The sequence below is a fragment of the Limimaricola variabilis genome (assembly GCF_034371605.1).
Classification (GTDB): domain Bacteria; phylum Pseudomonadota; class Alphaproteobacteria; order Rhodobacterales; family Rhodobacteraceae; genus Limimaricola; species Limimaricola variabilis.
The window spans coordinates 777204-803540 of the sequence record NZ_CP139691.1; the positions used below are offsets into that span (position 1 = coordinate 777204).

Consider the following 26337-nt stretch of genomic DNA (forward strand, 5'->3'; position numbering starts at 1 on the left):
AAACTAATCGACGCAGGCACTTATATTCTAACAGCTAGCACTGAGAATCTTCAGCCCTCCGCCTCCTCAGCATTGGTCGTAGTTTCAATCTCTCTTACCCACCGATAGACCGTGCCGCCCGAGGGAAGATTCTCGTCGGGCTCATCGCCAAAGTCATCAACCAGCCGCCGAACGATCTCTGCGGTGATGACTCCAGATTTATGGAGTTCCCGGACAATCGGGAAAAACCGTCGCCGCTTAGGGTCATTGTCACGCTTGGCCCTGCCCCCGAGCGAGGCGACTTCTCTGGCAGTCAGTGGGACGCGCGGCAGATCAGCTAAGGCGTCCACTGCCCCGGGCGGCAGGTATTTCCGGCACCACTCGTCATCACGGGCAACGTTAAGCCACGGTATCGGCACCCCGGCGGCAATCGTCTTCGCAATCACCTCTGTGGGGGGCATGGTGGTCAATCTCAACCCGCCGATGTAGCCACGTTGCTCCTCGATCCCGGCGTCCAGAGCCCGCAGGTCATCGGGTTCCCGCGCGCCCACCGGGACACCGTAGAAGTCATGCGCGCCCGGCAGCAAAGCCGTGTTAGCGGCGCAAGTGTTTTGTCCCACCTCGGGAACACAGCCGCACAGCACGTCCATCGCCTGCGAGGGCTTCCACGCAGGCACAGCTATCCAATCGCGCAGCCGCCGCATCATAGCCCGCTGTTTGGGAGGAAGGTGTGCAAGGTCGGGGTAGTCGTCCGACTCGCCCAGAAGGTGCATTTCCTCGATCACGCCGTTTTCTCCCGTTTCACGCCATCAATCGGCACCACGTTGGCCCCCAGCCCGAGCGCCGCCGCCACCTCACTCCCGATTAGATCGGCAGCCCGGCGCTGTGGATCGGCAGCAAGGTGGGCATAGCGTTTCGTGGTTGCCGTCTGCGAATGGCCGAGAAGAGCGCCGATCTGGTGCAGGCTCAGCCCCACCCCTGCCCCCACGGCTGCATTGGAATGGCGAAGATCGTGCAACCGCGTCCCTTCGATACCAGCCTCTCGGCAGACCGCCCGCCAGAGCCGGTTGACATCGGCGCGCGGCTTCTCGCCCTTCGTTCCAGCCGAGGTGCTGGCGATTACATAACGTCCGACGCGTGGCAGCCCGTCCAGCAATGCCAGCGCCGCCCCGCCGAGCACGATTACTTTCGCCCCGGTCTTGGAGTCAGTAAGGCGAAGCATCCCGCGCTGAAAATCGACGTGCTGCCATTCCAGATCAAGGATTTCGCGCACCCGGGCACCAGTCAAGAGAAGGAGCCGGATCGCCGCCACCGAGTGCAGATCAAAGTGGGCGCGGCGCTTCTCGGGCGCAGGCAGGTACTTCGCACCCGGCTTATTCTCGTTAACCTGCCAAGGCAGCCCTTGCGTCTCTGCTAAGGTCAGGGCGGCTCCGAGGCGTTGCATTTCTTCCGAAGAGAGGAAGCGTTCGCGGCCCTTCTCCTTGAACCCCTCGACACCCGAGGCCGGATTCGTTGAGCCTACCGGGAGCAAGCCCAGATCGGTAGCCCACGAGAACATCGCCTTGATAACCGCCAGCGCCCGGTTTGCGATGATCGGGCCGCCGCGCGTCTTGTGGGCAGCCGTGCGCTTAGCCCCGGGCCTCTTAGAGCTCTTCTCCTTCCGAGCGATTGCTCCGTGCAGCTTCGCTACGTCGCTGCGCGTGAGCGTCACCGCTTTCCGGGAGCCAATCGCAGGGAGAATGTGCGTAATAAGAACCCCGCGATAGAGCTTCGCGGTGGCCTCCTTACGCTTGGGCTCAACGTGTCGGGAAAGCCATTCGGCAGCAATTTCGGCAACCGTGTCAGCCGCCCGGGCTTCGGCTCGCTCGGCGGCAGGGTCAGCCCCAAGGCGCACCTTAGCGAGCATGTCTTTTGCCATGTCGCGGGCTTGCTCCGGCGTGACGGTTTGAGGGCTGCCTAGCACTACACGCTTCTTGGCCGCGCCGCGTCCACCCGCTCCTGTACGGTATTCGAGAATCCACGAGCGTGAGCCCGAGGGGCGAACGAGAAGCCCGAAGCCTTTTAAGGCGTCATCGTAATAGGTGACGGGCTTCTCAAGGGGCTCGATAGCCGCGATGCTGCGGCGGGCAATCTTGATGACAGGCATGGCGGTCTCCGCGCTTCCAGTGGCGACCTGAGGGCGGAATCGCCACCGAGTCGCCACCGACCATTGAAACCGCAAGATAGGTGATCCGGCTGCGCATACAATTATGAAAGAGAAAACAGTGCTTTATTGAAAGACCGTAAAACCTTATGAAATCCTGTGAAACCGGATTTCTATAACTGTTAATCAATTGGTCGTAGGTTCGATCCCTACCGCCGGAGCCAAACTTCCAGCAAGCCGCTGAAGTTTAGGCAGAAAACCCCCGAGTCTCGGCAGAGACCCGGGGGTTTTGCGTTTGGCTTTGCACAATGCTCTGCACAGGATCCCCGATTGCCTTGCGACACCTCCAACTCAGGAGGCCCCTCGCCGATGGCGATCAAGCAACCCCATCTCGAACGTCGAAGCACAGGTTACTACTGGCGCCGCCGCGTTCCCGCGCGTGCCAGATCCCGTTTCAAACCGGAATTCTTCTGCTTCCCACTGCGCACGCAAATCCCCCGCGATGCCGCAGAGCTCGCCCGGCGACTGACCGCCGTCAGCGACCTCTGCTTCAACGCGGAGTCGCTCGTGTCGCTAGAGGTCATGACGAACATCCTGGTCACCTACGCCGCGATCGACATCGAGGCCGCCGATCGCCTGCGCGCCTTGACCGGTCCTCGCACCAGACAGGCCGCTGAAGTGGCGATGGCGGTTGAGGAAGCGGCGCGCGCGTCTCTGCGCGATGCTATCTTCCTGTGCGATATCACTCCCGCCCTGGCCCCGATCCGGGATACCGCGAGCCGCTTGGGCCTCACCCTCGATGAGAGCGAAGAGGATTTTGCCATTCTGGCCGACAGGATGATCCGCCTCATGATCGAAATCAGCGAGGAAAAGGAACGCCGCGCCCGCGGCCATTTCTCCGAGCCCCAGCCCTATCTCTCGGCTGCGCTCGGCCAGTCGGCCGCTCCTGCACCCGCTTGCATGGCGCTCGCGGCCCCGGCTGTCTCGCCCGCAGCCCCGGCGCAGCCCGTCATTCAGGCAGAGCCGCAGGAAACGAAGATCGAAGTTGTAGATGCTGAAGATCTACCTTCGCACCGACAGCGGTCGAGGGCGAAGCCCCGGCGCCGTTTCACCAGCGGGAGGGGCTGGCGGTCTCGGTCGATGCCGGCCAGGGCGTGCCGGCGCGCTGCTTGGACGGGTCGGATCCCCGCCTCTTGGACCTCTGGGACGAATTGTTCGACGAGATGTCCCGTGGCGTGCGGACCGAGGGCGCCTACACCTTCGAAGATGCCGGCAAGGCCGAGCGCTTCGTGAAGGACGCTGACACCACCCGCTCCACCCGCAAGCTGATCGCAGATATCCTGGGCAACCCGCGCATTTCGGAAGTAGGCGGGGCGGACTGGACCCGGTTCAACAATACCCTGCGCCGGCTTACCAACAATCACGGCCGGTCCAGCAAGCTGCGGCACCTGACCATTCTCGAGTTCATCGAACATCAAGAGGATAAGGAACAGACGCAGATTGCCGCCGCTGAGAAGGAGATCGCAAGGCGTGGTCTTGAAGGTGATGCGAAGGAAGCGCTCCTGCGCAAGGCCAGGATCGCCCGCATCTCGCCGCGCACGTTCCAGCGCCACCAGAAATACCTGTCGGCGCCCCTGGATCATGCTGTGAGCAAGGGGCGGATTTCGCACAATCCGTTCAAGCTTTTCGTCGTTGGCGAAGCCACGATCGAGGACATGCGCAAATCGCTCCCCGCGACATCGCGCCAGTGAACTGCCCCCACTGAAGTGCTCCGCCCACTGAGATTGATTTATCTCGTTAGGAGGAGGACCACTGGATGGTTGGAAAGCGAGAGAAGCCCGAAGACATCGTGCTGAAGCTGCGGCAGATTGAGGTGCTGCATGGCCAAGGCATGCCGGTCGCCGATGCGGTGCGCCAAGTCGGGATCACGCAGCAGAGCTACTATCGCTGGCGCCGGCAATATGGCGGCATGAGCCGGAGCCAGCTGAAGCGGCTGAAGGAGCTTGAGAAGGAGAACCAACGGCTCAGGCGGGCGGTCTCCGATTTGACGCTCGACAAGCTCATCCTGGCTGAGGCGGCGCGGGGAAACTGTCTCAAGCCCCTCGCGCCGACGCCAGTGCATCGACCATGTGCGGCAGGAACTGGGCGTCTCCGAGCGCCGCGCTTGCCGCACACTCGGCCAGCATCGCTCCACGCAGAGAAAGGTGCCGCGCGGCCGGCCAGACGAAGCGCGCCTGACGGCGGACATCATCGAGCTGGCGCGCCAGTATGGTCGCTACGGATACCGTCCCATCACTGCGCTGCTGAAACAGTCCGGCTGGCAGGTGAACCTCAAGCGGGTCGAGCGCATCTGGAAACGCGAGGGGCTGAAAGTCCCGCAGAAGCAGAAGAAACGAAGCCGGCTCTGGCTGAATGACGGCTCGTGCGTCCGGCTGCGACCGGAGCGACCGAACCACGTCTGGTCCTACGACTTCGTCCAGGACCGGACGCATGACGGCCGAGCCTACCGCACCCTCAATATCATCGACGAGTTCACGAAGGAGGCGCTGATGATCCATGTCGATCGGAAGCTCAACTCCACCGACGTGGTCGATGCCCTGACGGACCTGTTCATCCTGCGCGGGCCGCCCGAGTTCATTCGCTCAGATAATGGCCCCGAATTCGTGGCCACGAAGGTGCGGGACTGGATCGAGGCCGTCGGTGCCAAGACCGCCTTCATCGAACCCGGATCACCTTGGGAGAACGGCTATTGCGAGAGCTTCAACGCCCGCTTCCGCAACGAGCTGCTCGATGGGGAAATCTTCTACTCACTGCGCGAGGCGCAGATCCTGATCGAGCGATGGCGAAAGCACTACAACACGGTCAGGCCCCACAGTGCCTTAGGCTATCGCCCGCCGGCACCGGAAAACATCGTGCCCATCGACCGGAGACCGACCATGCACTAACAATTGACCTGGAGCACTCAGGTGGGGCAGCTCAAGCATGGCGATGATTTGCTCCTCCTCGCTTGCCATGAGGGGGCGTTGTTTCCCTTTCTCGCGGACACGGAGGTTGTAGAAAAGCTGTTGCCTCTTCTTCTGATTCCGGGTGGTCTTGCGGGTCTTCGTCGTCATGTCGTGCACCTTGTGGGCTGTTTCAGTGCACGGGAGATGCAGACGTTCCCGAAAGGCCTCGCATCGGTTTGATCCCCATCCCACAGAGGGAGACCTCGGCCGTCGCCGACAGCCGACATCGATATCAAGCCATTGATATAGAAATATAAATTATGACGCCGGCAACCGACAGAGGACCGACATACCGCCGGCCTATTCTCCCGCTGAGCAGCCCTTGGTCGTCGAGATATGTCAGAGACATCGCGATATTTTTTCGACCGTCCTGAAGCAAACGTCAGAAGTCAGCTTCTTGCGGCGGCTTCAAGGATATCAGCGAGGAACTCGGAAATGGGTTCTACTCCTGACAGCCAGAGGTGATCTCTGGCACGAGTGGCTGCCACGTATAGGAGATGACGTTCAGTCGCCATCACCTCGTCCAACTGGGGTTCATCCCGGGCTGCGTAGATCCGCCCTTCGTCAGGCAGCTTGTCATGATCCAGTGCAGCGACAGCAACCGCTCGGAATTCCGCTCCTTTTGCTTCGTGCATGGGCAGCAGAACGAACTTGTCGAAGTCGGAAAACTCTTCAACCAGCTCTTCAGACCTGACCAGAACTGCAATCTCGTCCGGCTCAATGCCATCGCTTCGCAACAACTGAGCCCATTGGGACAGGGCAACGAGCTCGCTCTCACGATCCGGGAACACATGGATCTCCGGAGGCGGCCCGTCGAATACCGACGTTACCCCAAGTCTGCTCTCTTCAGAGCCATCTGCCTCTACGAGAGCTTCGGGGAGAAGCTCATCACCGCACCGCCGAATTTGATGAGAGGTGCGATAATTTACCTTTAAGCTCCGAGATCTACCGTAACCGCCCGATTGAGACCGCGGCTTAGGCGTCGGGCGCCCATCTCCACGGGAGCAATTCGGCGAGCCGATTGATCTTGTGATCGTGGATGCGCTCGAGCACGTCGGCGAGCCAAGCCTGCGGGTCCAGCCCATTCATCTTCGCGGTCTCGATGAGCGTCATGGCACGGGCAAGGGTCTCTCCGCCGCTGTCCGAGCCGGCAAAGAGCCAGTTCTTCCTTCCGATGCCGATCGGGCGCATGGCGCGCTCGGCCGGGTTGTTGTCGATGCCGATGCGTCCGTCCTCGAGGAACAGCTCGAAGGACGGCCAGCGGGACAGCCCGTAACGGAACGCCTTGGCGAGGTCGCCCTTGCCGGGAATACGAAGCAGCTGGGTTTCGGCCCACGCCTTGAAGGCGTCGACCATAGGTTTGGAATGCCGCTGCCGCGCGGCCTTGCGCATCTCGGCGGACTGGCCGGCGATCTCTCGTTCGACATCGTAAAGCTTCCCGATCCGGTCGAGTGCCTCCCGCGCGATCTCGGACTTCGTGGTCTCCCAGACGTCGTGGAAGTCGCGCCGCAGGTGTGCCCAGCAGGCGGCCTCGCGGAACTGGCTGCTACCGTCCGCGCGTTGCTCGTAGAGCTGGCCGAAGCCCGCATAGGCATCCGCTTGAAGGATGCCAGCACTACCTTGGAGGTGCCGCCGGGGATGCTCTCCTTTCCGGTCCGGTGAGAAGCGGTAGACCACGCCGGGCGGGGCCGCGCCGGCCCAAGGTCTCTGGTCCGAGACATAGGCCCAGATCCGTCCCTGCTTGACCCCCTTGCCCAAGCCCCGGTCGCGGCGGGACCGGTCCAGAACGCGGATCGGCGTGTCGTCGGCGTGCAGGACCGACGCGGCCATGACTTCGGCCTCGATCCTGTCGATGATCGGCTCGAGCACCTTCATGGCCCTGCCGCACCAGTCCAGCAGCGTGCTGTCGGGCACGTCCGCACCCATGCGGGCGTAGATCTCGTTGAGGCGATAGAGCGGCAGGTGGTCATCGAACTTGGAGACCAGCACATGCGCCAGCAGACCCGGCCCCGCCATGCTGCCAGGGATCGGACGGCTCGGGGCAGCGGGCTGCACCATCTTCTCACACCGGCGACAGGATTTCTTCAGCCGCGCGATCTGGATCACCTTCATCTGCGCCGCGACCATGTCGAGCAACTCGCTCACATCCTCGCCGACCACGCGGAGGTCGCCGCCGCAATCGGGACAGCAGGTGCCGGGGTCGAGCTCGCGACGTTCGCGGGGAGTGGCGTCGGACACCCGTGGCCTGCGACGGGGGCGCAGTTCAGCGGTCCCGGGATCAGCGGCCAGAGGCTCCTCGTCCTCTTCGTCGACCGGCTCGCTGCGCTGCTCGGCGGCCGCGACCAGCAGGTCTTCCAGCGCGAGCTCGAGCTGGGCGATCTCTCGTTCGATCTTCTCCGAGGACTTGCCGAAAGCCTGCTTCTGGAGCCTGGCGATCCGCAAGCGCAGGGCTTGGACCAGCTGCTCATGGGCCTGAAGCGTGGCCGACATGCGCGCATTCTCCGCCTGAAGCGCGGCTATCATCGCCTTCAGGACGGCAGGGTCATCGGAGAGAATGTCGGCGTCTTCGGACATGCCGACAGATACCATGCGGCATTCGGAATGGCCAATGAAACAAGGGACTTGAGCAGGACAAACTACCCGACGCGGGCCGGCGGCGCACCCCAGTCCGGACGCCGCCAATCGATGCCTTCCCAGAGCATCGCCAGCTGCGCAGAGGTGAGCCGGGCAGCACCACCCTCGGCACCAGGCCAGGGAAAGCGGCCGCGTTCGAGCACCTTGTAGTAGAGGCAGAAACCTTGGCCATCCCAGTAGAGCAGCTTCAGACGATCGCCCCGGCGCCCTCGGAACGCGAAGACCGCGCCGCTTGCGGGCTTCTGGCGCAGGACATCCTGTGCGATGGCGGAGAGACCGGCGATGCCCTTCCTCATGTCGGTGACGCCGCAGGCCAGATAGACCCGCACCCCCGTTCCGGGCCCGATCATGCCGCCTCCACCGCCCGGATCAGCCGGGTCAGCGCGTCATCATCCATGCTGCTGTCGAACCTCAGGCACCGCCCGTTGCTCAGCCGCAGTTCGATCAGGACCGGCCGCGAGGGGGCGGATACGGATGCGCAGGCAGGTTCCGGGGGCGCATCGAAGTCCACCGGAAGGAAGACAGTTCCGCGATCCGGCGACCATAGCCCTTTCTTCTTCAGATCCCGACGCCACCCATAGATCTGCGACCGGGTGAGCTCGTGGCGCTGCGCGACCTGCGTCACCGTCGCACCGCCAATGCCGACCTCCGAGAGGATCTCGAGCTTCTCGTCATCGCTCCATCGACGGCGCCGCTCGACGCCCAGAACTTCGCCCAGCATGGCCCCTCCAGATAAGACACGTCGTTAACGACGCCGTTATGCACGTGTCTTAGATCAGAGAGCCCCAGTCAGGCAGGCGGTCTCAATCGGGCGGTTACGGAGGAGCAGTGCAACGACCGGGTGCACCGGATTGGGCAATCTCGTCCGATCGAAGTGCACGTGCCAATGGCCGTCCATCCCGAATATGGTGCCAGCTCCTTCGATTGCCTGCTGCACAGCCTAATGCATCGCAAACGCCAGCTTGCCTCGCAGGCGCTTTGGCCGATGGGGGATACGAAGGGCGACCTCTCGACACTGCAGGCGGGGCTCGGCCAGGAGAAAGACCCGGCACGACCGATGTCGATTGCGGAGTGCATGGCCGAACTATTCCAGAGGGATCAGCTCCCCCCTCCCACCCCCGACCTGCGGGGCGCATACCGGATGCCCTGAACCTTCACGAGATGTGAAGGGGCGGCTCGAGGCGCACACCTTTTGGTGGGCGGCGTTTCCGGCTGAAATGAAGCGGGTTGAATCGAGACCGGCACGACACCCTGCTGTGCCGAACATGAACCCCTAACCGATCCCTTCGATCGGATGGGCGCCGCTCGCTTTTGCGGTTCCGGGGCTCTCTGGGACTTCCGCGAGGCGGCGTTCTACCACTCCGACCACCTGGGCATGATCAGGCAGCGCGACCGCCGACACCTCGCACATAGCCACTACGAATTCCCAGACCGCATCAACGAGCTCCTCGGCAGAAAGGCTCGTTATCTCAGGCTTGACCTCCAGCCCGCCCAAGGCACAGGCTGCGGCCCATTCGGCTTCACGGCCCTTGTTCCGTTCTATGGTATCGTCCCGCATGATTTCGACCCGCCTTTCATTCAAGCCGGCTGCAATGTAACCCGCGGACGCGCGCCCCCCAGATCCTGGAACGCCAGTTGTCGGCAGGAAAACACGAGGATCTGCTGCTCCGACGCCACGCGCGTCAATGCGGTGAACATCTTGATGATCCGGTCATCATCTGAATAGACGAGCGCGTCGTCCAACACGATCGGCATGCAACGCCCTTGACGCGCGAAAAGACGCGCGAAGGCGAGCCGCGTGAGAATTGCGAGCTGCTCCTGCGTTCCACCAGAAAGCGTTTCAACCATCTCCTCCACCTCGCCCCTTGCAAGGGCGCTGGGCAGGAGGGTCTGGCTGTCAAAGGTAAGGTCAGCGCCGCCGTGCAATATGGACAGAAGCGGCTTCAGCTCGTCTCGCACGGGGCCGAAATAGGCGTCCCTGGCCGCACACCGCTCCGCGTCGAGCGCGGACTGCAGGCGCATGAGGCTCTCGGCCTGCCGGGCAAATCGCGCCTCGCGCAGGCGCGCCTGCTCGAGCCGTTCCCTGCACTCGTCCCAACATTCCTCAACGCCAGCGCCGGCAAGCGCCCGGATTTCAGCGGACAGGGACGCCAACTGTTCGGATGTCTGGGCACGACGCTCGTTCACCGAAGCCACCGCCTGTCGCGCCCGATCAAGATCGGCTCGAAGGGTCTGCAGATCCGGTGCTGAGGCTTGCAAGTCTGCGACGGCGACTTCGGCTTCCTGCCTGTCGCTCTCGGCCGACTTGTGAGCTCGCAGGAGATCGGCCTGCCGGGCTTCCCGACTGTCGCCTGCGCCGGCTGCAGCCATCGCTCGATCGAGGTCGCGCTGGGCGGCCTGTGACGACGCCTGAGCAGCGCTGGATTGTTCTCTGAACTCTGCCAGCTGACGCGCGGCCGCTTCGGCTTCACGCCGAGCGGTGAGCTCCTCTTGCCTCGCATCTTCGACTTCGGCTTCGAGTTCGCTCCGCGGCGGTAGCTCCTCCCGTGACGCTTCACCGGCACGCAGATCGGCATCGGCCTTCTCAGCCCTGAGCGCATCGAGGCCCCGCGGCGCGAGGCCAGCGAGCAGCCTATCCGAGAGCTCCGCCGCCCGACTGGCGTCTTCGTGGCGTCGGGCAGCAATACGTGCCTCCGCGATCGTGGCCACCCCCACTTCGCCGAATATGGCGCTTCGCAATTGCCGCGCCTTGTCGAGCGCTTGCGTAATCTCCCGAGCCGAATGTCCTTCTCCCGACGTGACGATGAGCTGGCCGATCCCGGGAAGATCGAGTTGCGCCTGCGGCCCGAGCGGAACGGTTTCACCATCCCTAAGCTGGCGGCCGTCGACCGTCACTCTGGCTTCGGCGGTATACTCGACTCGCACCTTGGCCGATTGAGCCGCGGCTGCGTGCTCAAGCTGTATCACTTCTGCCTCTGCCACCTCGGCTCGATGGATCCAGGCCGCATCGGCTTTGGAGACCTTCAGTTGCGCCTTTGCCATGTCTCGCCGCCGGGCCTCGGCTTCAGCGCGCTCGACCACACCTGAGAGCCGCTCCGCATCGAGCCGCGCCCGCCGGGCCCCCTCCTGCCGGAGAGCCAGGTTCAATCTGGCGCGTCCCGCTTCCAAGCGTTCCTTTGCCCTGTCATGCGCCACACGGGCTTCAGCAGCCATGCCTTGATTCAATGTCACCTGGCCGGCCGCATCGGAGGCATTCGCGCGTTCCCTGTCCAGCGTCAGGCGGGCCAAACGCAAAGCTTCCTGGGCGGCAAGGAAATCGTCCAGGGCCTTGCGGGCGGCGTGCTCCCGAAGGGTCGCCAGATCCCGGGCCTGTTCAGCCTGGTGGAGCCGCGAGACATGGGCCTCAGCTGCTTGCATGGCGGTTTCCGCCGCCGCGCATGCGGCCTCACGCCGGTTTTTGGCCGCTGGATCATCAAGCCGCCTGATCTCTGCTTCACAGCTCCGGCGCGACAGCAGCGCTTCGTCAAGCGAACGCATTTTCGTTTCGAGTTCGGCGGCTTCGGCCTCAAGAGAGGCCACCTCATCCGCAGCGGCCTTCCAAGGGCCGGACTTTCTGCCGGTCTTGGTCGTGATTTTCATCAACTCCTCAGTGACGCGGCGCATTACCCGGTCCATGCGCCGCCCTCCGGTCATGATATCGATTTCGCCTGCGACGGAAGACAGCAGGTCCCGCCGTGTCTCCATCTGCTCGGTCTTCTCCTTGGCATTGTCCGGCTCGAGCCCGGTGAGGCCCTGACGCACCCACAGGAGGCCCGCCGGCCCACTGCCGGACGTTCCGAGCAAATTTGCAATCCAGCGTTCGGCTTCATCATCCTGCGCAATGGTGGTGCGGTCAGAGATCCGGATGATCCGTGCCGATTTCTTGCTCAGAAACCGCTTCTCCAGCCGGAACGCTCCGTCGTCGGTGTCGATCTCGGCCGCGATCTCAACAGCACCACCGGCGCGAGGTTGCAAAAGCTTCACGGGCTTCGCCACCGAGGAATACTTCTCGAAGAACAACGCGTGCAACGCGTCGAAGAATGTCGATTTTCCGAATTCGTTCGCCTCGGAGACCACAGTGACGCCGTCGCCAATGTCCGAGATCGAAGCTTGCTGACCGGTGAACTTCCGCACGTTGACGAGATGGAGGGCGCGCAGCTTCATGTCAGGTCTCCAAAGCGAATGCGAACAACGCCGAGAGCGCCGATTGCGCGGTCTCGCGCGAGGCGGGCGGCAGGTTGGGATCGGCCGCCTCGCGCGCGAGGGACTCGGCGGCGGCACGCAGCGCGCCCCGATGGTCCAAAACATCGAGATCTTCGGTGTCGTGCACCATCCCGAGGTCATCGAAATTGGCCACGTGCCAGAGGAAATCGTGGCTGATGTCCTGCACTGCCCGTTCCAGAGAAGCACGATCCGAGGCGCGCGCGCGCCCGGTGACCACGAGATCCATCAATGTCCTCGGGCGCGCCGAGAGTGTAGGAAGCAGAGCCTCATGCCTCGCCATGACGTCATCGCTCTCACTGAGATCCAGCGTCGCGCGTTGCCAGTTCAACGTGCCTGTCGGGATGCTCTTGGTCCGAACCGGGCTTCCGTCTCCCCTGATCTCGACCAAAAGCGCGGCGGTCGCGCCGTCATGCTTGAAGCTGTCCGCTTCCGGCGCACCGGAATACCAGGTTTCCGCCGCCACCCTCAGCTGTCCATGCCAGTCGCCCAGCCCAAGATAGGCCAAACCGGACCGCGTCGCGCGATCCGGCGGGATGGTCGAGGATCCGCCATCCTCACTCGAGCCGAAGCTGGTGACCGATCCATGCGCGAGACCAATACGGACGGAGTCTCCGGTCTCGGCACGATCGAACCACTGGGTAAGATCGCGCCCGGGATGACGCTCGGGGGGCGGTGCCGGCAGAAGGACTGCCCTATTACCGAGATCGAGCGGCTTGGGCTCAAGGGCGAGTTTCAGATTGTCTGGCGCGTCCTGCGCTACAGTGCGCCACAGTTCGGTTGCATTGGCGTGGTCGTGGTTCCCCGGCATGAGCACCCAAGTGAGATCCTGCGCCGCGCCCATTTCATTGAGTGCATGACGGATTACCCTTGGGGCCGGTGTCGTCTGGTCAAAGGTATCACCCGCCAGCAAAATGTGGGTTGCGGCGTTCTCGCGCGCGATCGCTGTCAACCGCGACAGACTATCTTGTCGCGCCTGTCGTAGGCGCACGCGAACGTCTTCCGGAAAGCGCCCGAAGGGCTTGCCCAGATGCAAATCGGACGAATGGAGAAAGCGGATCACGCCGGGCTCCTCAGATCACCTGAAAGCGGTCTTTCTGACGTCACGTAGCTCCAGCCTCGTAACCCAGTGCAGTTTCCAACGGCCGCATGGCCGCCAGCGGGGAGCGCGCCGCTGCAGATGTGACTTAGAGCGGACCTTAACGGTCCCACATCGCTGTCGGGCACGACGTTCCCGATCTGAACGAGGGGATCCCTCGCTTCGCGAACGCGCTTCATCATCAGCGTCTTACTCCGCCTCGCAGACGCTTCGGCCCACGTGAACAAGCCCCCGTCGGCCGGGACGCCATGAGACCGCGCCTTCGCGACCCGTAACATGTGGACGTGCATCAACCTCCCTTTCATTCCGCAGCTTCCGCGCGATCCGATACGGTGACGCTCCGTTCTGCAAGTGCGCAGAGCGTATTGACGCGCGCCATGTCTTCTATGCTCTCGCACTTCGCCTCGAGCAGGCGCGGCGCAGCGAAAACCAAGGCCAGCGCTTTGGCACGCGACAGCGCCACGTTGATGCGGTTGCGCGAGAGCAGGAAGTCGAGGCCGCGTGGCATGTCGTCGCCGCTCGACGAGGTCATCGAGACCAGACAGACCGGAGCTTCCTGACCCTGGAACTTGTCAACCGTGCCGACCCGGATGCCCGGCGGCAGAGCCGTGCGCAACGCATTCACCTGCATGTTGTATGGCGCCACCACGATGATGTCGGCCTCACGCAAGGAACGCACCGTCCCGTCCTTTTCGGTCCACAGGCCTCCCAGCAGCCTGCGCGCCGTTGCAGCGATCGCTTCAATCTCCTCAGGCGACATCTGCGCATTGCCCTCATGTGGCACGGGGACGAGATGCGCCCCAGCCCCAGGCAGTCCGTCGACATCGACAAACTGGGTTTCACAGTCAGCATGGCTTTCAAGGCGGCCCTCGTAGACTTGCTCTGAAACGAAGCTGCACAACGCAGGGTGCATTCGGCGCGAGACCCCGAGAAAGATGCCCCGATCCGCAGGGACCGTGTGGTGCTCACCCAGCATCCACTCGAGGCAGGACAGGTCCAGCGGGCTTGGATGCGCGCCCTGGATCACCTGTGGCAGCTGACAGGGGTCGCCCACCAGGACCACGTTTCTCGCCGCCGTAGCCATGGCCACGAGGTTCGCGAGACCCACCTGCCCTGCTTCGTCGACGAAGAGCGTGTCGAACTGTCCCCGGTTCTCGGGTCGGGCAAAAAAGAAGGCCGTGCCCCCCACGACAAGTCCACTCTCGGCCGCCTCTGCATTGCTCTTGGTGCGGCGCACACGGATCTCGTCTTCCGGGTAAGGGTCGTCGCTGATCTTGTGGATCACGTCGAATTCGCGATCATCGGAGCCACGCTCCTCCACAACCTTCAACAGCACATTCTTGACCGCCTCATGGCTGTTCGAGGCAACCGCGACACGGCGACCCTCCCGGACGAGCGCAAGAATGGCGTGAGATGTCACGTAGGTCTTGCCAGTGCCGGGCGGCCCCTGGATCGGCAGCACACCACCATCGAGGTCGAGCACCGAGGCGACGGTCCCCTCGACCGTGTCCCGCTCGCCCAGGATGTCAGCGCGTGAGCCCGAGCGAAAACGCGGCGTGCGACGCGAGAGCAGGTCATCGATGGCCGTATATGCCTGTGTCTCGCATTGGTCGGTAATCGCGTCGCGCACCGCCTCGGCAATGATACCGGTGTCGAGCGGCGGCGTCGGGTGCAGGCCGGTAATCCTGGGAAGCAGGGCGGCATTCGCAGCTCCGGTCTTGACCCAGACACGCCGCGCCTTCCGATCGAGCTCGGTGACGGTGAGGGTCTTGGATCCCTCAGGAGTCGGTATCGAGACGTTGGCCCGGTTCGAAGCGCGGATCTTGGTTTCCTGTTCGGGGAAAGCGTAGCACTGGACCACGGATCTTTTCACCGGCTCCGGCGCCCCAATGAGCACCAGCCCACCCATCGCATCAACGCTGTCGATTAGCTCATCCTGTTCCTTCGTGAAACTTTCGAACAACGCCCACCAGGCGGGCTTCGCCTCCCGCTTGTGGAACTGGGCCAAATCGAACAGCAGCTGCTGCCGGTCCGCGGGCAGATCGGAGGCCGCAAGCCGGGCGCGCAGGGCTGCCAGTTCAGCATCTTCCTGTTCCTCCTGCTCGGCCTTGCTTTCAAGCACCGGCCAGGGACCTTCTGGCCGCAGGCCGACCAGCCAGTTGCGCAGCATTTCGGTGCTCACGCAGTCGATGCGGTTGTAGTCCTCGATCTCGTCCAGGATCTTCTGGTCCCCGTTTTCGCGCCATGCCTCGTAGGCAACGACCGAACCCCCAGCGGTCTTCACTTCGCCAGCGCGCTTCACGCCGTAGAAGGCCTCCATCGACTTGATCGAGTAGTTCGGCTCGGAGGCGATCAGTCCGCCGCGCACAGCGGCATAGAGATCTACGAAGCGCCGCTCCCGCAGCAGCCGGTCGAGGAACACCTCCCCGACGCCGTATTTTGTCGTCAGGCGTTTGAGCGCGGTGACCTCGTAAGGCGCATAGTGGTAGATGCGCGCCTGAGGGTATGTCTCGAGCCGAACGCGCAACCAGTCGACCAGCCGCATCAGGGCGGCCTTCTCCTCGGCATGGTCATGCGCCCAGATCGCCAGGAACTCGCCGTCGAACCAGAGCCCGTGCAGGTATTCGAGGCCGCCCTCGAAATGCGGGTCTCCTTCGATATCGTAGAAGACATCGCCCGGCTTTGGCTGCGGCAGGAGATCGAATCCTTTTCCCGGCTGGCTCGGACGCAGTTCGACACTCGGCTCGCCCGATTTGCGGGCCTGCTGCAACCGCGCCTGCACACGAAGCCGGTCCCAGCTCGCCTCGGCCATGCCCCGCGGCTTCTCTTCGTTGGTGGCAAGTGCGGCCATGGTGCCAATGCCGGCGGCTTCGAGCCTCGCAACTTGCTGTTTTGTGATATTGGCAACGTTGAACAGGCTGTCGGTCTCGGTCCACGTCGCTTCGCAATGGTCAGCCCAGCGACAAAGCGCGCAATCCGAGCACGGCACTGGTCGCGTCGTCGGCGGCGCGGCTGCGAACGCCTCGAGCCGGTCGCGCATGCGGCGGGCATAGGCGGTATACTCCGCAAGGCGGAAGGAAGCCCGTTCGCTGGATCCAAGCTCGACATGGGCACGCTCGGGGGCGACCCCTTGCAACTCTGCAAGAAGATCGGAGTAGAGCACCAGTTGCAGAAGGTGCTTCGGGTGGGGCGTTCGCTTCAGCTTGGTGTCCGCTGCCTCGTAGGAATAGTTGCCGAAGCGAGACGGCCGCTCCGTCCGCTCCAGAAAATCCGTCCAACCACCCCAGACTCCGTTTGACAGCGCGCCCTGAAAGATGAAATCCGGCCCTGCCTCCATCGCAGCTCGCGTCGCCGCGACACCATCCGCGAAGGATTGCTCGCGCGAAATCTCAATGATGTTGAGTCCCGTCGCCTTCAGCCGCGCGAGGTGGTCGGCCTCATGACCATCTCCGCGCGCCTGCAACAAGACCGCGTCTTTACTGTCAGAACGGGGGTCCGGTCCGTTTCCGCTCAACCGCTTCAGATCGAGCGCGATGGCGTATGCGCACCCCGAAAACCGCATCAGGTCGGAAGCTGAAAAAAGAAGCCCATCATCAATCAACTGCACGAAAAGGTCCTTCCCAGGCAACCGGACTCGGAGCCAAGTGAGAGGACCAATTCCGAGGGCTGTCAATTGCTGTCGCCCCACACGGGGAGCGTGTATTGCAAATCTACGCCTGCCCTTGCATCGAAAAAGTTGCCGTCAGCTTTCGCCCTCGATCAAGCTCCAAGCTTCTCTGTATGTCAGTGGACAAGACCGAAGTTCCGTGCGCTCTTGACGCGATATGCCGCACGGAAAGATTGAAGGGAGGATCAGCCTATGGAAATCACACGCGGTCTGATCATTGCAGAACCCTGGATCGAATACATCCTTGACGGCAGCAAGATATGGGAGATGCGCTCGACAGCGACGTCGCATCGCGGCTGGTTCGGACTGATCCGGAAGGGCAGCGGCCAGATTCATGGCATCGCGCGCCTTGTCGACTGCGGAAAACCTCTGACGCCTGAGGAGATGATGGCAACGACCCAGCACCACTGCATTCCGGCCAGAATGATCGGGTCCGGTAAAATTGGCAAATGGGTCGTGCCTTGGCAACTTGAGGATGTGCGGCGCCTTCCGGTGCCCGTCGATTACCAGCACCGCTCGGGAGCCGTTACTTGGGTCAACTTCGACCAGGCCGTTCGCGACACCCTCACGGACATCATCAGGGGCCTGCCTGTCCGTGACCGGTCGAACGCGGCCTTGGACCACACGCCCACAAAGCTTTCGGCGACGGTGGCAACGACGGCCATTCCGGAGAAGCAGACTGGCTACAAGTGCCCTGCCAGAGGGCCCCTCGACTCTCTGAGGGTTGATGCGGACCATGTCATCGGACGGACCCAGCTGACCGGCGGGAATCTGCGGCACAATCACTTCTACCTGACACCGATGCTCGACAAGTTCCCGGCTGACGCGATCGGCGGGCCCAACAAGGCCTCGCGAGCTCCCAAGGACCTCATCATTCACTGGGGCGGACCGGCTCCGGTGCGCTGCGATATCGACAAGAAGAAAAAGCTCTTCAGGTCGAGAGGTTGGGTTGGCGATTTCCTTCAAGCGAGCGGTGCCCAGGAGGGAGACTGGGTCGTCGTTCATGGGGTGGCCCCATACGAGATCCGCGTGACCCTGGAAAAGGCTGTGAACTGAGGCGATGGATGCCCGATGATGGCAGCGTCGACGGGCCAGCCGACACTTGTCCTGTCTTTCTTTTTGCGGCGCTGGGCGCGGACCTCACCGCAGCTATGCGCCACGGCTTGCAACGTTTCCTGCCTCAACCTTGTGGGCTTCGTTCGTCCCATCAAAGGGGGTCGTGGCTCGGCCAGTGTGTCGCGATTCACAACGGCGACGACGATGCAGAAGTCCTTTGGGATTTGGTAGAGCCCGGCTTTCCCGGCGGCAATCTCTAAGGACCCTGCGGGTCGGTCTGTCCTTTTCCTGTTTCAGGGAAGGATGGGAGGGCGTGCGTCAGGGCAGGCCTGCTTGGCATGGACAAGACGGCAGAAGGCATAGAGGCCGATGTCTTCGCCGGCCCAGCCACGTCCCGCGAAGAACGCCTCCTCTTTCGAGCCCGGCTTGCCCGCCAGTTTCACAAAACGTTCCGTCCGGATCTCGCTATCCTCGGACGGGACCTCTCTGGTCGCTATCTCTCTTTGCAACGCCGCTTCGATCTCTACCTGATCGACCATGTGCCATCCCTTCCCCTCACGCATATCCACCATCTTCGATGCGAGAGAGATAGACCTTCACCGCCTATGCGCGCCCCGCGCGCAGCAGGTCCGCTGCCGTTTCCCCTGTGAACGACAAAAGTGGCTGCGAGGTAAAGAGAAAGAAGGCATGGCCGAAGGAGCCAGACCAGTCCGTCAGCTTCCTCAGAATCTGAACCAGATCCCCGATCCTGCGCTCGGTTTGTGGGCTTGCCGCCCGCGTGTCGTCACCCAGGGACTGCTCCGAGGCGCCGATGGTTTCGGCAAATTCGGTCCTGGTCAGCCCGAGGGACGACAGCAAGGCCTTGATGATAACACTCCCGTCCGAGCGAAGTAGGTGCGTAGATCCATCCTTCGTCCTTCTAAGACGAGGATAGCATCCCTGCAAACGCGGCCCTACGGTTCCTGCTGTTTACGCGGCTCACCGTTAAAGCGGGAGCGTTCGCAGATCATATGGGTCCGCCTTGGCTGACCGCCGATGATTTTGCCCGATCATGCAACACTGGGGGTGTGGAGGTTTCCAGGAGCCCCAGAACCCGGGTCTCGAGATACTGAACTGAAAAGGAAATCCCACTCCCCTCTACCCAACCCATCATGGGGCGTCACGCTTCAAGATATCGAAGTCTCAATGAACCTGGCAGCGATGCCATGCGACAACGATGATAGAAAAAGGAGGCTTCATGTTTCTTTGCAGGGGAGACGGTCTGGGAGCTACGGCTACTGTTGCCCTCAACGGTTCCCAAGGTGAATGAATGTTCCAGATTGACCGCTCCGCCAACCGCCTTCGTAAGCTTGAGCGCACCAGCTTCTCCGAAGTCGGGTTCCGGGAGCGCGAGCACCTTCAGGAGTGGCTCGCCACGATGCCCGACGCTCTTTGCGAGGCGATGAGTGAGGGCGAAGATGGCCTGCTGATCATTCAGAAGGAATTTGATGGGTTCGACGGGACGCGGGAGCGGCTCGACTTGCTGGCTCTCGACCGGGCCGGGCAGCTGGTGGTCATCGAAAACAAGCTGGACGATTCCGGCCGAGATGTTGTCTGGCAGGCGCTGAAATACGCTGCCTACTGCTCAAGCCTGAAGAAGGCCGAGATCGTGGGGATCTTCCAGCAGTATCTCGATCGCCATGGCGGTGGAGATGCGGCCAGCACAATCTGCGAATTTCTGGGCGAGGACACCCTCGACGAGGTGGTCCTGAATGACGGCATCAGCCAACGCGTCGTCTTCATCGCCGCGAACTTCCGTCGCGAGGTGACGGCCACGGTGCTCTGGCTTCGCGAGCATCAGATCGACGCACGTTGCGTGAAGGTCGTGCCTTACAGGTTCGGCGAGGAAACCTTTGTGGACCTCCGACAGGTCATCCCGACGCCGGAAGCGGCCGACTACATGATCCGCATGGCCGAGAAGGATAGTGAAGAAAAGTCAGCTAAAGGCGAATTACGCCGATCGCATCAGACACGCCTCGCATTCTGGACGGAAGTGTTGGAAGCGATGAATGCCGCCGGCCTTGAGCGGTGGCAAAATATTACTGCGTCACGTGATCATTGGCTCACCTCCAGCATTGGCGTCGCCGGATGTAGCCTTGTTCTGATTTTCGTGCGTGACGAGGTAAGAGTTGAATTTCAGCTCAACCGCCCCAGTGCATCAGAGAATAAATGGCTCTTCGATCAGCTCATCCAAGAGCGGGAGCGATACGAGCAACTTATGGGCGAAGAATTGGAATGGCGCCGGATCGATGAAAAGAAAGTCAGCATGGTGGTCTGCAAGACGCCGGCGCAGGGCTATAGCAAAGAAAACTGGCCAGAAATGATATCTTGGCTGGTCGAACGCTATCGCAAGATGGACAAAGTATTCTCAGAGCCCGTGCGCTCCCTCGCCTCTCGCGTGAGGCTCGGTGACGGGCAGGTCAAATCCAGTCACGACTGAGCGACGAGATCGGCGCGAGCATCTGTGCGCGCAATGAAATTTCTTAATCGTGCTTGATCAGCGAACGACACCACGATCAGAATGAAGATGATTGAGGACCACGCGAAATGGTCTTTTCATAGATAGGCCGCCTGAACCCGTGATGACCCTCCCTGCCCCTTCGTTGTCGCCCGATCCTGTTGTTGAGCTCGAACTGATCCGGTGGAGGCAAGCCCGCTTCGACCGCATTACCGAATGCGTGGAGGACGCACTCCCCGAGCTTATGACGAAGATCGAAAGCACCGTCGCCTCGATGACGTCGATCGCTGTGGGCAGGGCACAAATTTCGCCCGAAACCCTATGGAAAACGCTCTTTGAACCTTGGGCACGGCAGGTTGCCAGTCGCGTCGAAGCAGAGATGGAGGAAGAAATCGGTGTGCTCGCCGCGTCGCTTTCTGAGAAAGGCACCAGTCGGGATGTTCTGCGCGTCGCGCTACCCGCGCTCGCCGGAGCAGGTGTGCTCGCCGCATCCCTCGCCGCCATTCCCTCGGTCATTTCGATAGCAACGGTGACGACGACCTCTTTCTTCTTCATCACCACCACCACGATCTCCTGGCCGGTGCTTGCGGTTGGAGGCGCCGGGATCGCCGTGGCCTCGTTTACCGGCAGCCGTATTATCGACCGGCTCAGTGATCGAAATCGCGCCCATCTTGTCACCCGTCTGCAACTACGCGCCCGCATCGCAGCATTGGGTTGCGGGCTCGCTTCGAGCGAACGCAGTCTCGTCACGGATCTACAAGCGGCCACGCTGCGGAGCCTTGAAGCCAAATTGGAAACCGCCTGATGCCGCTGCTCTACGCCATTCCTCCAGGCCTTGATGCACTTGTCTCGTCCGGCCAGGCTCAACTGATTGGCGCGATCATCAAGGACGCTTCCTCTGGTCAGATCCTGGGTCACGTCCAGCAGACGCGGGGCTTTGCTCACGCATTGGCGCAAGCCGGTGGAGCCGCGGCACAAACGGGCTTCTCGCCCCTCGGAGTCGTGGGCCTCGTTCAAAACGAACAGATCAAAGCCTCCCTGAAGGAGTTGGGGCAAGGCATGGCACTGCTGCAGAATTTGCAGTTCGCCAATATGGCCCTGACCGGAATCGGGATCGGCGTGTCCGTTGCCGGCTTCGCGATCATGAAGATGCGCCTGGACGCCATCGAGAACCATCTCGGAACTCTGAGAGACGAGGTTCGAGAGATCGGCAGGCTGATACAGGGGGCCGAGCTTCGACGCCTCTTCAGCAAGATCCGCTCGGCGCTCAAGGATCTCGACAGCGTTGTCACCCGAACGGATTGCCTCTCCCTCGCAAGCAACCTGCAGAGACAGCTTTCCACCCATGTGAGCACCCTCTCAGACCTGCTGCGGGAGGCCATGGCTTTGGGTAAGGTCACTGTCCTTCCAATGGAACAACTGGACCTGATCTGGACCTTGAGCTCGGCGAAATGGCTCTGCGAGGAGGCCGAACTGCGAACGCTTTTCATTTCAGAGGATCTGGCACACGCGGGCGATTACGCGGCGCGCTACCGGGACGACAACATCAGGTGCCTGAACCAGCTGAACCCGGATGCGCTGGCGCGCTTGGTCGCCGCTGGCGAAAAGGATCTGGCCGACGCCGTTTCCGCACGACGCAACGCGGCGACACGTCTTGGCCGGATTGCCGACGGGTTTGCCGGTGCCGTCACCAGTCTCAGCCATCAGCATTCACTGGCACAGGCGCTCATTGATGGCGGAGTTGGAGGGCGCGCGTTCGTTCAGGCCGCCACCCAGGAAACAGACAGCCCCTTCCTCCTCGTCACGCCCAGGCGGTAGCCCACCCACATCGCCTTCTGTCGCGCAGCATGCCCCGTGTTTGACTGCGCAAAGCGGGCGCGTGGTGACATCTGGTTATGCCGATCCCGACCGACGTGAGCGGGCAAGCTGGTGGCGGCCACCGTCAGCTCCGAAATCGATCAGGAGAAACGCTCGTTCAGATCTCGAGACTGACGAAGCACTCTCTTCGCGACCGCTTGGCATGCTGCACAGCTCGTGGCACAGTCCTTTGCACAAACTGGTGTCGCATGTGCTGCTGCTCCAGGTTTTCGGTTTGAATTCAGCGCTGTGCATTTTGGCTCCGGGCCCTACCGCCGGAGCCAAATAATTCCAAGCTACGGCTTATTAAGGGCTTTTTCGACATAGCGTCGAAGAAGCCCTTTTTGCTTGCGCTTCCTGTTTTCGCTGCCTGGCACAGGAGCCGAAGCGCTGCACACCCGTCCAACCGACCAACCCCACCTCGCACACCGCCCCTCCGGCTTCCACGGGCGCCGACGCTGGCCCCGGAACTGGTTTGCCGCAGAGATCTGGACCACACCGAATAACTTGTCACTTCACTTTTCGCTTCGGTCGCACCTCCCGGCCGAAGCGAAGGTGGTGGCCTAGAAACCGACGACGGACACTGCTGAGTACCCGGCTCGCATCAGGCGATCCTGGCCAGGGGCTCACCCACTCGAAATAGGTGTTACTGGCAGCGGGCAGCTGCCCAACTATCGCCTCATAAGAGCCTCGCTCGATCGACGCCTCGCTAATTCTATCGCCGGTCTTGAGGCAGCCGCTGTATCAATAACGCTGGGGCTTGGTTCCAGTGCGGCCCCACTTCTGACGCCGCTCGCCACCGCAGAACGGGCACTTCTGGTTCAGGTTTGAGCGCGCTGCAATCTTCGTGATCGCCTAGTCTTACGCTGGAGATCTTGGATCTTCGTCTGGGCGTCCTCGATCTGGGCGGGGCTGAGAGCATCGAAAGCATCGAGGAACGCGTGCCAACGCGCTTTGCAGAGCGAGTGTGACCGGGCGCCTTGACGCCCGGTCTGCACGTGAGGATCAGACCTCGACGACCACCTTGCCGATGGCCTGACCGCTTTGCAGCCGGGCATAGGCATCCCCGACTTGCGTCAAAGCGAAGGCTTGTTCGTCCAGCAGCGGCTTCACCGCACCGGCATCGACCAGTTCGGCGAGCTTCGCGAGGATCTCACCATGAACCTCGCGCCGGACGTCATGCAGCATGGGAAGCAGCATGAAGACGATGTGCAGGGAAAGCCCTTTGAAGTGGGCGGGGGACAGGTCGATTTCCGACAGGGCGACCGTCGTGACCACATGGGCGTTCAGCGCCGCCGCCGCGAAGGAGTTCGTCAGATTCGCCCCGCCGACCGTGTCGAAGACCGCGTCGAAGCCGGTCCCGCCGGTTTGGGCCGCGACGTAGTCCTCGATCTTCTCGGCCATGAAGTCGATGGGTCGGGCCCCGTAACCTTCGATCACCGATAGCTGGCCGTCGCCGGTGCCCGTCGCGGACACCTCGGCCCCGAGGTGACGCGCCAGTTGCACGGCGAGATGCCCGACGCCGCCCGCACCGCCCTGCACGAGGACCTTCTTACCGGCGGCGACGCCCGCGCGCTCCAGCCCTTCCCAGGCCGTGATGCCCACCAGCGGCAAGGCAGCGGCCTCGCGCATCGACAGCGTCTTGGGCTTGGGCGCGGTCAGCCGGGCGTCGGCGGGGATGAACTCCGCCAGCGCGCCCTGAAGTTCGGCCAACCCGCCGGCGCAGCCATAGACTTCGTCGCCCACGGCATAGCCGGTGACGCCGTCACCGACCTCCTCGATGATGCCGGCGAAATCCATGCCCAGCACGGCCGGCAGATCGGGTGACAGGGGCAGGTCCTTGCCCATGGCCTTGATCATCGTGTCGATCGTGTTGACGCTCGTCGCCTTGACACGGACGAGGACCTGGCCGGCCTCGGGCTGCGGGCGCGGCATGTCGGCCTCATGGAAGGTCGCCTCGGTGCCGTAGTCGCTCAGGGTCATGGCTTTCATCGGTATCTCCTGCCGGGTGTTGCGTTGGTCAGGAAATACGAGAACGGCACTAAGGATATAATCCGCCCAGATCGGAGTTCAGATTTCGGATGTGGGATATAATCCTTTTGTCGGCAGCTCCCCGTCTTCAGCTGCCGCCACCTGTCTGCGCCTGTCTCGCCTCAAGAGTTTTGGGCCCGGAACCCTTTAGCAGGCGCAGGGTCGGTCGTGCAGCCTCGCGCGCGAGCCTGTGCTGCCGCTCGCAGCGGTGCCACGAGGTCGCGATCTCCGCCCGGCTGCCTGGGGCGCCCGTTGTCATGTCTCCTCCCCCGTGGCGGCTAAGGCGACCCTAGTGCGATCTCCAGAACCTATCCTCAGCCGTGCCCCGCTTCGCCGGTGAACTCGCGGATCGCCTCCATGACCGCGGCGACTTGGCGCTTGTCACTTGCCGCAGAGTGCGGCTGTGCGAAGCGCTCGCTGTCGTTGTCGAAGTAGCGGCCGGATGCATCGGCGAACTCATTCGACAGCGCGGCGCGGCCCAGGATGTCGGCCCCGATCGACAGGTCGTTGCCCGCCACGCCGAAGCCCTCCTTGACCATTTTCGAGGCCAGCAGGGAGCCGGGGTTCACGGCGATGAAGGCCGGGCCGTCCGGATGGGCGCGGGCCATCTCTTGCGTCCAGATCGTGATGGCGAGTTTGCTCTGGGCGTAGGCCTGCATGTGATCGAGCGCATGCCTGCCGCGTAGGGCGTTCGTATCCACCGGCGCCTGGGCCGCCGAGGACAGGTTCACCACGCGGCCATCCTGCGGGATGATTGGCAGCAACCGCCGCGTCAGCAGATAGGGTGCGAGGGTATTGACGACGAAGCGGGTGTCGAACCCCTCGGGCGTCCGGGCCTGGGGGGTCTTGAGGACGCCCGCATTGTTGATCAGCACGTCGATGCGGTCGTGGCGGCTCTGGATGTCTTCGGCCAGCGCCGCGACCTCTTCGAGGCGGGACAGGTCGGCACGGAACGTCTCGGGGGCACCGCCCACCTCCCGCGCGGCAGCTGTCAGCTTTTCGTCGCTTCGTCCGTGAAGCAGGATGGTGTGGCCTTGGGCGGCCAGCGTCTTCGCGGTCAGCAGGCCTATGCCATCGGTGGCGCCGGTGATCAGGATCGTCTTCGGCATTGGTGTCTCCTCAGCTGTGAAACTCCGGCAGGATCTCGTCCGCTAGCCGCCGCATGGTGTCCTCGATATCCGCGCCGTTGAACCGCAGGTTCAGGGCGACGTGGTTGATGCCGAGGTCGCGGAACTGCGTCAGGTAGCGCCGAAGGTGGTCCGTGCCCGACCGAAAGCCGAGATGGATCGGCTGGGGCGGCACACCCGTCTGGCTGGCGAGATCCACGTAGAGCGATTGCATCACCGGTTTGTCGGGCAGACCGGCCTCGGCGATCCGGTGTCTATACTCGCCGACCACGCGGCCCTGCGCCGCCGCATCACGCGGGTAGGTCATCCAGCCGTCGCCGTTCCGCGCGACCCAGTCGGGAGATTGCTGGCTGCCGCCCGTGATCAGAAGCGGCAGGCGGCCGCTCGCGGGCTTGGGCAACATGTCGATTCCGCCCGACAGCGTTCCATGCGCTGTGTCGCGGCGCGGGTAATTCTCGGCCATCGCCCGGATGTAGTCCAGGCTGTCGCGGAAGCGTGCGCCGCGATCCTCGAAGCCCATGTTCAGGGCGGGATATTCGTCCGGCCGGTCGCCGGAGGCGACACCAAGCAGAAGCCGCCCGCCCGAGAGCACATCCGCGGAAGCGGCGGCCTTGGCCACATGGGCCGGGTGGCGCAGTGGCAGGACGATGCTGGCCACGCCGAGTGCGATATCTCGCGTCGAGGCCGCCAGCGCCCCGAGGTAGACGAAGGGATCGAAGAGCTGCCCGGCATCTCCGAAGGAGGGCACGTTGAACGGCACGTCCCGCAGCCACAGCGCCGAGAAGCCGAGGCTGTCGGCCAGACGTGCGCGCTCGATGTGACGCGCCATGTCAGGCACGGCGCCGTGCGGATAGGCTTCGAGCGGAACGACCAGCCCGATGCTCATCCGTCCCGGCCTGAAGACGGTGTTGTAGGCGCGGTTCAAACTCGGGAAGGCCGCGGGTCCGGTCTTGTCCAACACCTTCGAACTCCTTGTCGCGCA

Annotated in this window: 24 protein-coding genes and 1 pseudogene; 9 read left to right on the forward strand and 16 right to left on the reverse strand. The window is 62.8% G+C overall.

Annotated elements, in window-relative coordinates:
• Positions 1-50: 50 nt before the first annotated feature.
• Together T8T21_RS03830 and T8T21_RS03835 are read right to left on the reverse strand one after the other, a co-directional pair.
• Entirely contained in the window at positions 51-764 is a 714-nt protein-coding gene (locus T8T21_RS03830) for a hypothetical protein (RefSeq protein ID WP_322336867.1), read from the reverse strand.
• Positions 761-2125, reverse strand: coding sequence for a tyrosine-type recombinase/integrase (locus tag T8T21_RS03835; protein ID WP_322336868.1), 1365 nt, complete (start codon positions 2123-2125; stop codon positions 761-763). Before T8T21_RS03835 ends, T8T21_RS03830 begins: the two co-directional genes overlap by 4 nt.
• A 366-nt stretch (positions 2126-2491) precedes the next feature.
• Here T8T21_RS03835 and T8T21_RS20830 point away from each other — a divergent pair.
• A pseudogene (locus T8T21_RS20830) lies at positions 2492-2668 on the forward strand (DUF6538 domain-containing protein); the annotation flags it as partial.
• Positions 2669-2695: 27 nt separating this feature from the next.
• Here T8T21_RS20830 and T8T21_RS03840 read toward each other — a convergent pair.
• Positions 2696-3016, reverse strand: a complete 321-nt coding sequence (locus tag T8T21_RS03840; RefSeq protein ID WP_322336869.1) for a hypothetical protein — start codon at positions 3014-3016, stop codon at positions 2696-2698.
• A gap of 299 nt (positions 3017-3315) precedes the next feature.
• Between T8T21_RS03840 and T8T21_RS03845 the strand changes: the two genes are divergently transcribed.
• The 3 genes from T8T21_RS03845 (at position 3316) to T8T21_RS03855 (ending at position 5307) form a co-directional block, all read left to right on the forward strand.
• Positions 3316-3873 carry a hypothetical protein gene (locus T8T21_RS03845; protein WP_322336870.1) on the forward strand — a complete coding sequence of 186 codons (558 nt, stop codon included), beginning with the start codon at positions 3316-3318 and terminating at the stop codon, positions 3871-3873.
• Between the two features lie 65 nt (positions 3874-3938).
• Positions 3939-5067, forward strand: a protein-coding gene (locus T8T21_RS03850; protein WP_322336871.1) for an IS3 family transposase whose coding sequence is annotated in 2 segments (ribosomal slippage) — positions 3939-4217 and positions 4219-5067 — 1128 coding nt in all. Because the reading frame shifts where the segments join, the coding sequence is not laid out codon by codon here.
• A 21-nt stretch (positions 5068-5088) separates the two neighbouring features.
• On the forward strand, positions 5089-5307 hold the full coding sequence (locus T8T21_RS03855; RefSeq protein ID WP_322336872.1) for a hypothetical protein: 219 nt from the start codon (positions 5089-5091) through the stop codon (positions 5305-5307).
• 209 nt (positions 5308-5516) lie between these two features.
• On the opposite strand, the gene T8T21_RS03860 is transcribed toward T8T21_RS03855, so the two are convergent.
• From T8T21_RS03860 to tnpA, 4 genes are all read right to left on the reverse strand, one after another.
• Positions 5517-5918, reverse strand: coding sequence for a 3'-5' exonuclease (locus T8T21_RS03860; protein WP_322336873.1), 402 nt, complete (start codon positions 5916-5918; stop codon positions 5517-5519).
• A gap of 184 nt (positions 5919-6102) precedes the next feature.
• On the reverse strand, positions 6103-7701 hold the full coding sequence (gene tnpC / locus T8T21_RS03865; protein ID WP_322336874.1) for an IS66 family transposase: 1599 nt from the start codon (positions 7699-7701) through the stop codon (positions 6103-6105).
• A 62-nt stretch (positions 7702-7763) separates the two neighbouring features.
• Positions 7764-8111 (reverse strand): IS66 family insertion sequence element accessory protein TnpB, encoded by a 348-nt coding sequence (gene tnpB / locus T8T21_RS03870; RefSeq protein ID WP_322336875.1) that lies wholly within the window; start codon positions 8109-8111, stop codon positions 7764-7766.
• Positions 8108-8482, reverse strand: a complete 375-nt coding sequence (gene tnpA, locus T8T21_RS03875; protein WP_322336876.1) for an IS66-like element accessory protein TnpA — start codon at positions 8480-8482, stop codon at positions 8108-8110. Before tnpA ends, tnpB begins: the two co-directional genes overlap by 4 nt.
• Positions 8483-8647: 165 nt before the next feature.
• Here tnpA and T8T21_RS03880 point away from each other — a divergent pair, with 165 nt between their 5' ends.
• Positions 8648-8911: a hypothetical protein gene (locus tag T8T21_RS03880; protein ID WP_322336877.1), complete on the forward strand. Its 264-nt coding sequence runs from the start codon at positions 8648-8650 to the stop codon at positions 8909-8911.
• Between the two features lie 123 nt (positions 8912-9034).
• Here the strand turns inward: T8T21_RS03880 and T8T21_RS03885 are convergent, their stop codons facing one another.
• The 4 genes from T8T21_RS03885 to T8T21_RS03900 form a co-directional block, all read right to left on the reverse strand.
• Positions 9035-9319: a hypothetical protein gene (locus T8T21_RS03885; RefSeq protein WP_322336878.1), complete on the reverse strand. Its 285-nt coding sequence runs from the start codon at positions 9317-9319 to the stop codon at positions 9035-9037.
• A 20-nt stretch (positions 9320-9339) separates the two neighbouring features.
• Entirely contained in the window at positions 9340-11964 is a 2625-nt protein-coding gene (locus tag T8T21_RS03890) for an AAA family ATPase (RefSeq protein ID WP_322336879.1), read from the reverse strand.
• A gap of 1 nt (position 11965) precedes the next feature.
• Positions 11966-13084 (reverse strand): metallophosphoesterase family protein, encoded by a 1119-nt coding sequence (locus T8T21_RS03895; protein ID WP_322336880.1) that lies wholly within the window; start codon positions 13082-13084, stop codon positions 11966-11968.
• A 337-nt stretch (positions 13085-13421) separates the two neighbouring features.
• A complete protein-coding gene (locus tag T8T21_RS03900) occupies positions 13422-16727 on the reverse strand; it encodes a TM0106 family RecB-like putative nuclease (RefSeq protein WP_322336881.1) in 3306 nt (1101 codons plus the stop codon).
• A gap of 252 nt (positions 16728-16979) precedes the next feature.
• Between T8T21_RS03900 and T8T21_RS03905 the strand changes: the two genes are divergently transcribed.
• A complete protein-coding gene (locus T8T21_RS03905) occupies positions 16980-17843 on the forward strand; it encodes an ASCH domain-containing protein (RefSeq protein ID WP_322336882.1) in 864 nt (287 codons plus the stop codon).
• 293 nt (positions 17844-18136) lie between these two features.
• Here T8T21_RS03905 and T8T21_RS03910 read toward each other — a convergent pair whose 3' ends face one another.
• Positions 18137-18382 (reverse strand): hypothetical protein, encoded by a 246-nt coding sequence (locus tag T8T21_RS03910; protein ID WP_322336883.1) that lies wholly within the window; start codon positions 18380-18382, stop codon positions 18137-18139.
• 64 nt (positions 18383-18446) lie between these two features.
• Positions 18447-18701 carry a hypothetical protein gene (locus T8T21_RS03915; RefSeq protein WP_322336884.1) on the reverse strand — a complete coding sequence of 85 codons (255 nt, stop codon included), beginning with the start codon at positions 18699-18701 and terminating at the stop codon, positions 18447-18449.
• Between the two features lie 451 nt (positions 18702-19152).
• On the opposite strand from T8T21_RS03915, the gene T8T21_RS03920 reads away from it, so the two are divergent.
• From T8T21_RS03920 to T8T21_RS03930, 3 genes are all read left to right on the forward strand, one after another.
• Positions 19153-20322 carry a DUF4268 domain-containing protein gene (locus T8T21_RS03920; RefSeq protein ID WP_322336885.1) on the forward strand — a complete coding sequence of 390 codons (1170 nt, stop codon included), beginning with the start codon at positions 19153-19155 and terminating at the stop codon, positions 20320-20322.
• 142 nt (positions 20323-20464) lie between these two features.
• Positions 20465-21145 carry a hypothetical protein gene (locus T8T21_RS03925; protein ID WP_322336886.1) on the forward strand — a complete coding sequence of 227 codons (681 nt, stop codon included), beginning with the start codon at positions 20465-20467 and terminating at the stop codon, positions 21143-21145.
• Positions 21145-22158 (forward strand): hypothetical protein, encoded by a 1014-nt coding sequence (locus T8T21_RS03930; RefSeq protein ID WP_322336887.1) that lies wholly within the window; start codon positions 21145-21147, stop codon positions 22156-22158. Before T8T21_RS03925 ends, T8T21_RS03930 begins: the two co-directional genes overlap by 1 nt.
• 1044 nt (positions 22159-23202) lie before the next feature.
• Here the strand turns inward: T8T21_RS03930 and T8T21_RS03935 are convergent.
• The 3 genes from T8T21_RS03935 to T8T21_RS03945 form a co-directional block, all read right to left on the reverse strand.
• Complete coding sequence (locus T8T21_RS03935; protein ID WP_322336888.1) at positions 23203-24189, reverse strand: zinc-dependent alcohol dehydrogenase family protein; 987 nt, start codon at positions 24187-24189, stop codon at positions 23203-23205.
• A gap of 353 nt (positions 24190-24542) precedes the next feature.
• Positions 24543-25337 (reverse strand): SDR family NAD(P)-dependent oxidoreductase, encoded by a 795-nt coding sequence (locus T8T21_RS03940; RefSeq protein ID WP_322336889.1) that lies wholly within the window; start codon positions 25335-25337, stop codon positions 24543-24545.
• 10 nt (positions 25338-25347) lie between these two features.
• A complete protein-coding gene (locus tag T8T21_RS03945; RefSeq protein ID WP_322336890.1) occupies positions 25348-26316 on the reverse strand; it encodes an LLM class oxidoreductase in 969 nt (322 codons plus the stop codon).
• Positions 26317-26337 lie beyond the last annotated feature (21 nt).

Bases quoted from the DNA above. Each gene is read 5' to 3' on its own strand.
- T8T21_RS03930 (WP_322336887.1), top strand. From the start codon at position 21,145: ATGCCGCTGCTCTACGCCATTCCTCCAGGCCTTGATGCACTTGTCTCG.
- T8T21_RS03940 (WP_322336889.1), bottom strand. From the start codon at position 25,337: ATGCCGAAGACGATCCTGATCACCGGCGCCACCGATGGCATAGGCCTG.
- T8T21_RS03835 (WP_322336868.1), bottom strand. From the start codon at position 2,125: ATGCCTGTCATCAAGATTGCCCGCCGCAGCATCGCGGCTATCGAGCCC.
- T8T21_RS03840 (WP_322336869.1), bottom strand. From the start codon at position 3,016: ATGGCCGCGGGCGCGGCGTTCCTTTTCCTCGCTGATTTCGATCATGAG.
- T8T21_RS03890 (WP_322336879.1), bottom strand. From the start codon at position 11,964: ATGAAGCTGCGCGCCCTCCATCTCGTCAACGTGCGGAAGTTCACCGGT.
- T8T21_RS03925 (WP_322336886.1), top strand. From the start codon at position 20,465: ATGACCCTCCCTGCCCCTTCGTTGTCGCCCGATCCTGTTGTTGAGCTC.
- T8T21_RS03880 (WP_322336877.1), top strand. From the start codon at position 8,648: ATGGCCGTCCATCCCGAATATGGTGCCAGCTCCTTCGATTGCCTGCTG.
- tnpC (WP_322336874.1), bottom strand. From the start codon at position 7,701: ATGTCCGAAGACGCCGACATTCTCTCCGATGACCCTGCCGTCCTGAAG.
- T8T21_RS03905 (WP_322336882.1), top strand. From the start codon at position 16,980: ATGGAAATCACACGCGGTCTGATCATTGCAGAACCCTGGATCGAATAC.
- tnpB (WP_322336875.1), bottom strand. From the start codon at position 8,111: ATGATCGGGCCCGGAACGGGGGTGCGGGTCTATCTGGCCTGCGGCGTC.
- T8T21_RS03910 (WP_322336883.1), bottom strand. From the start codon at position 18,382: ATGGTCGATCAGGTAGAGATCGAAGCGGCGTTGCAAAGAGAGATAGCG.
- T8T21_RS03885 (WP_322336878.1), bottom strand. From the start codon at position 9,319: ATGCGGGACGATACCATAGAACGGAACAAGGGCCGTGAAGCCGAATGG.
- tnpA (WP_322336876.1), bottom strand. From the start codon at position 8,482: ATGCTGGGCGAAGTTCTGGGCGTCGAGCGGCGCCGTCGATGGAGCGAT.
- T8T21_RS03920 (WP_322336885.1), top strand. From the start codon at position 19,153: ATGTTCCAGATTGACCGCTCCGCCAACCGCCTTCGTAAGCTTGAGCGC.
- T8T21_RS03935 (WP_322336888.1), bottom strand. From the start codon at position 24,189: ATGAAAGCCATGACCCTGAGCGACTACGGCACCGAGGCGACCTTCCAT.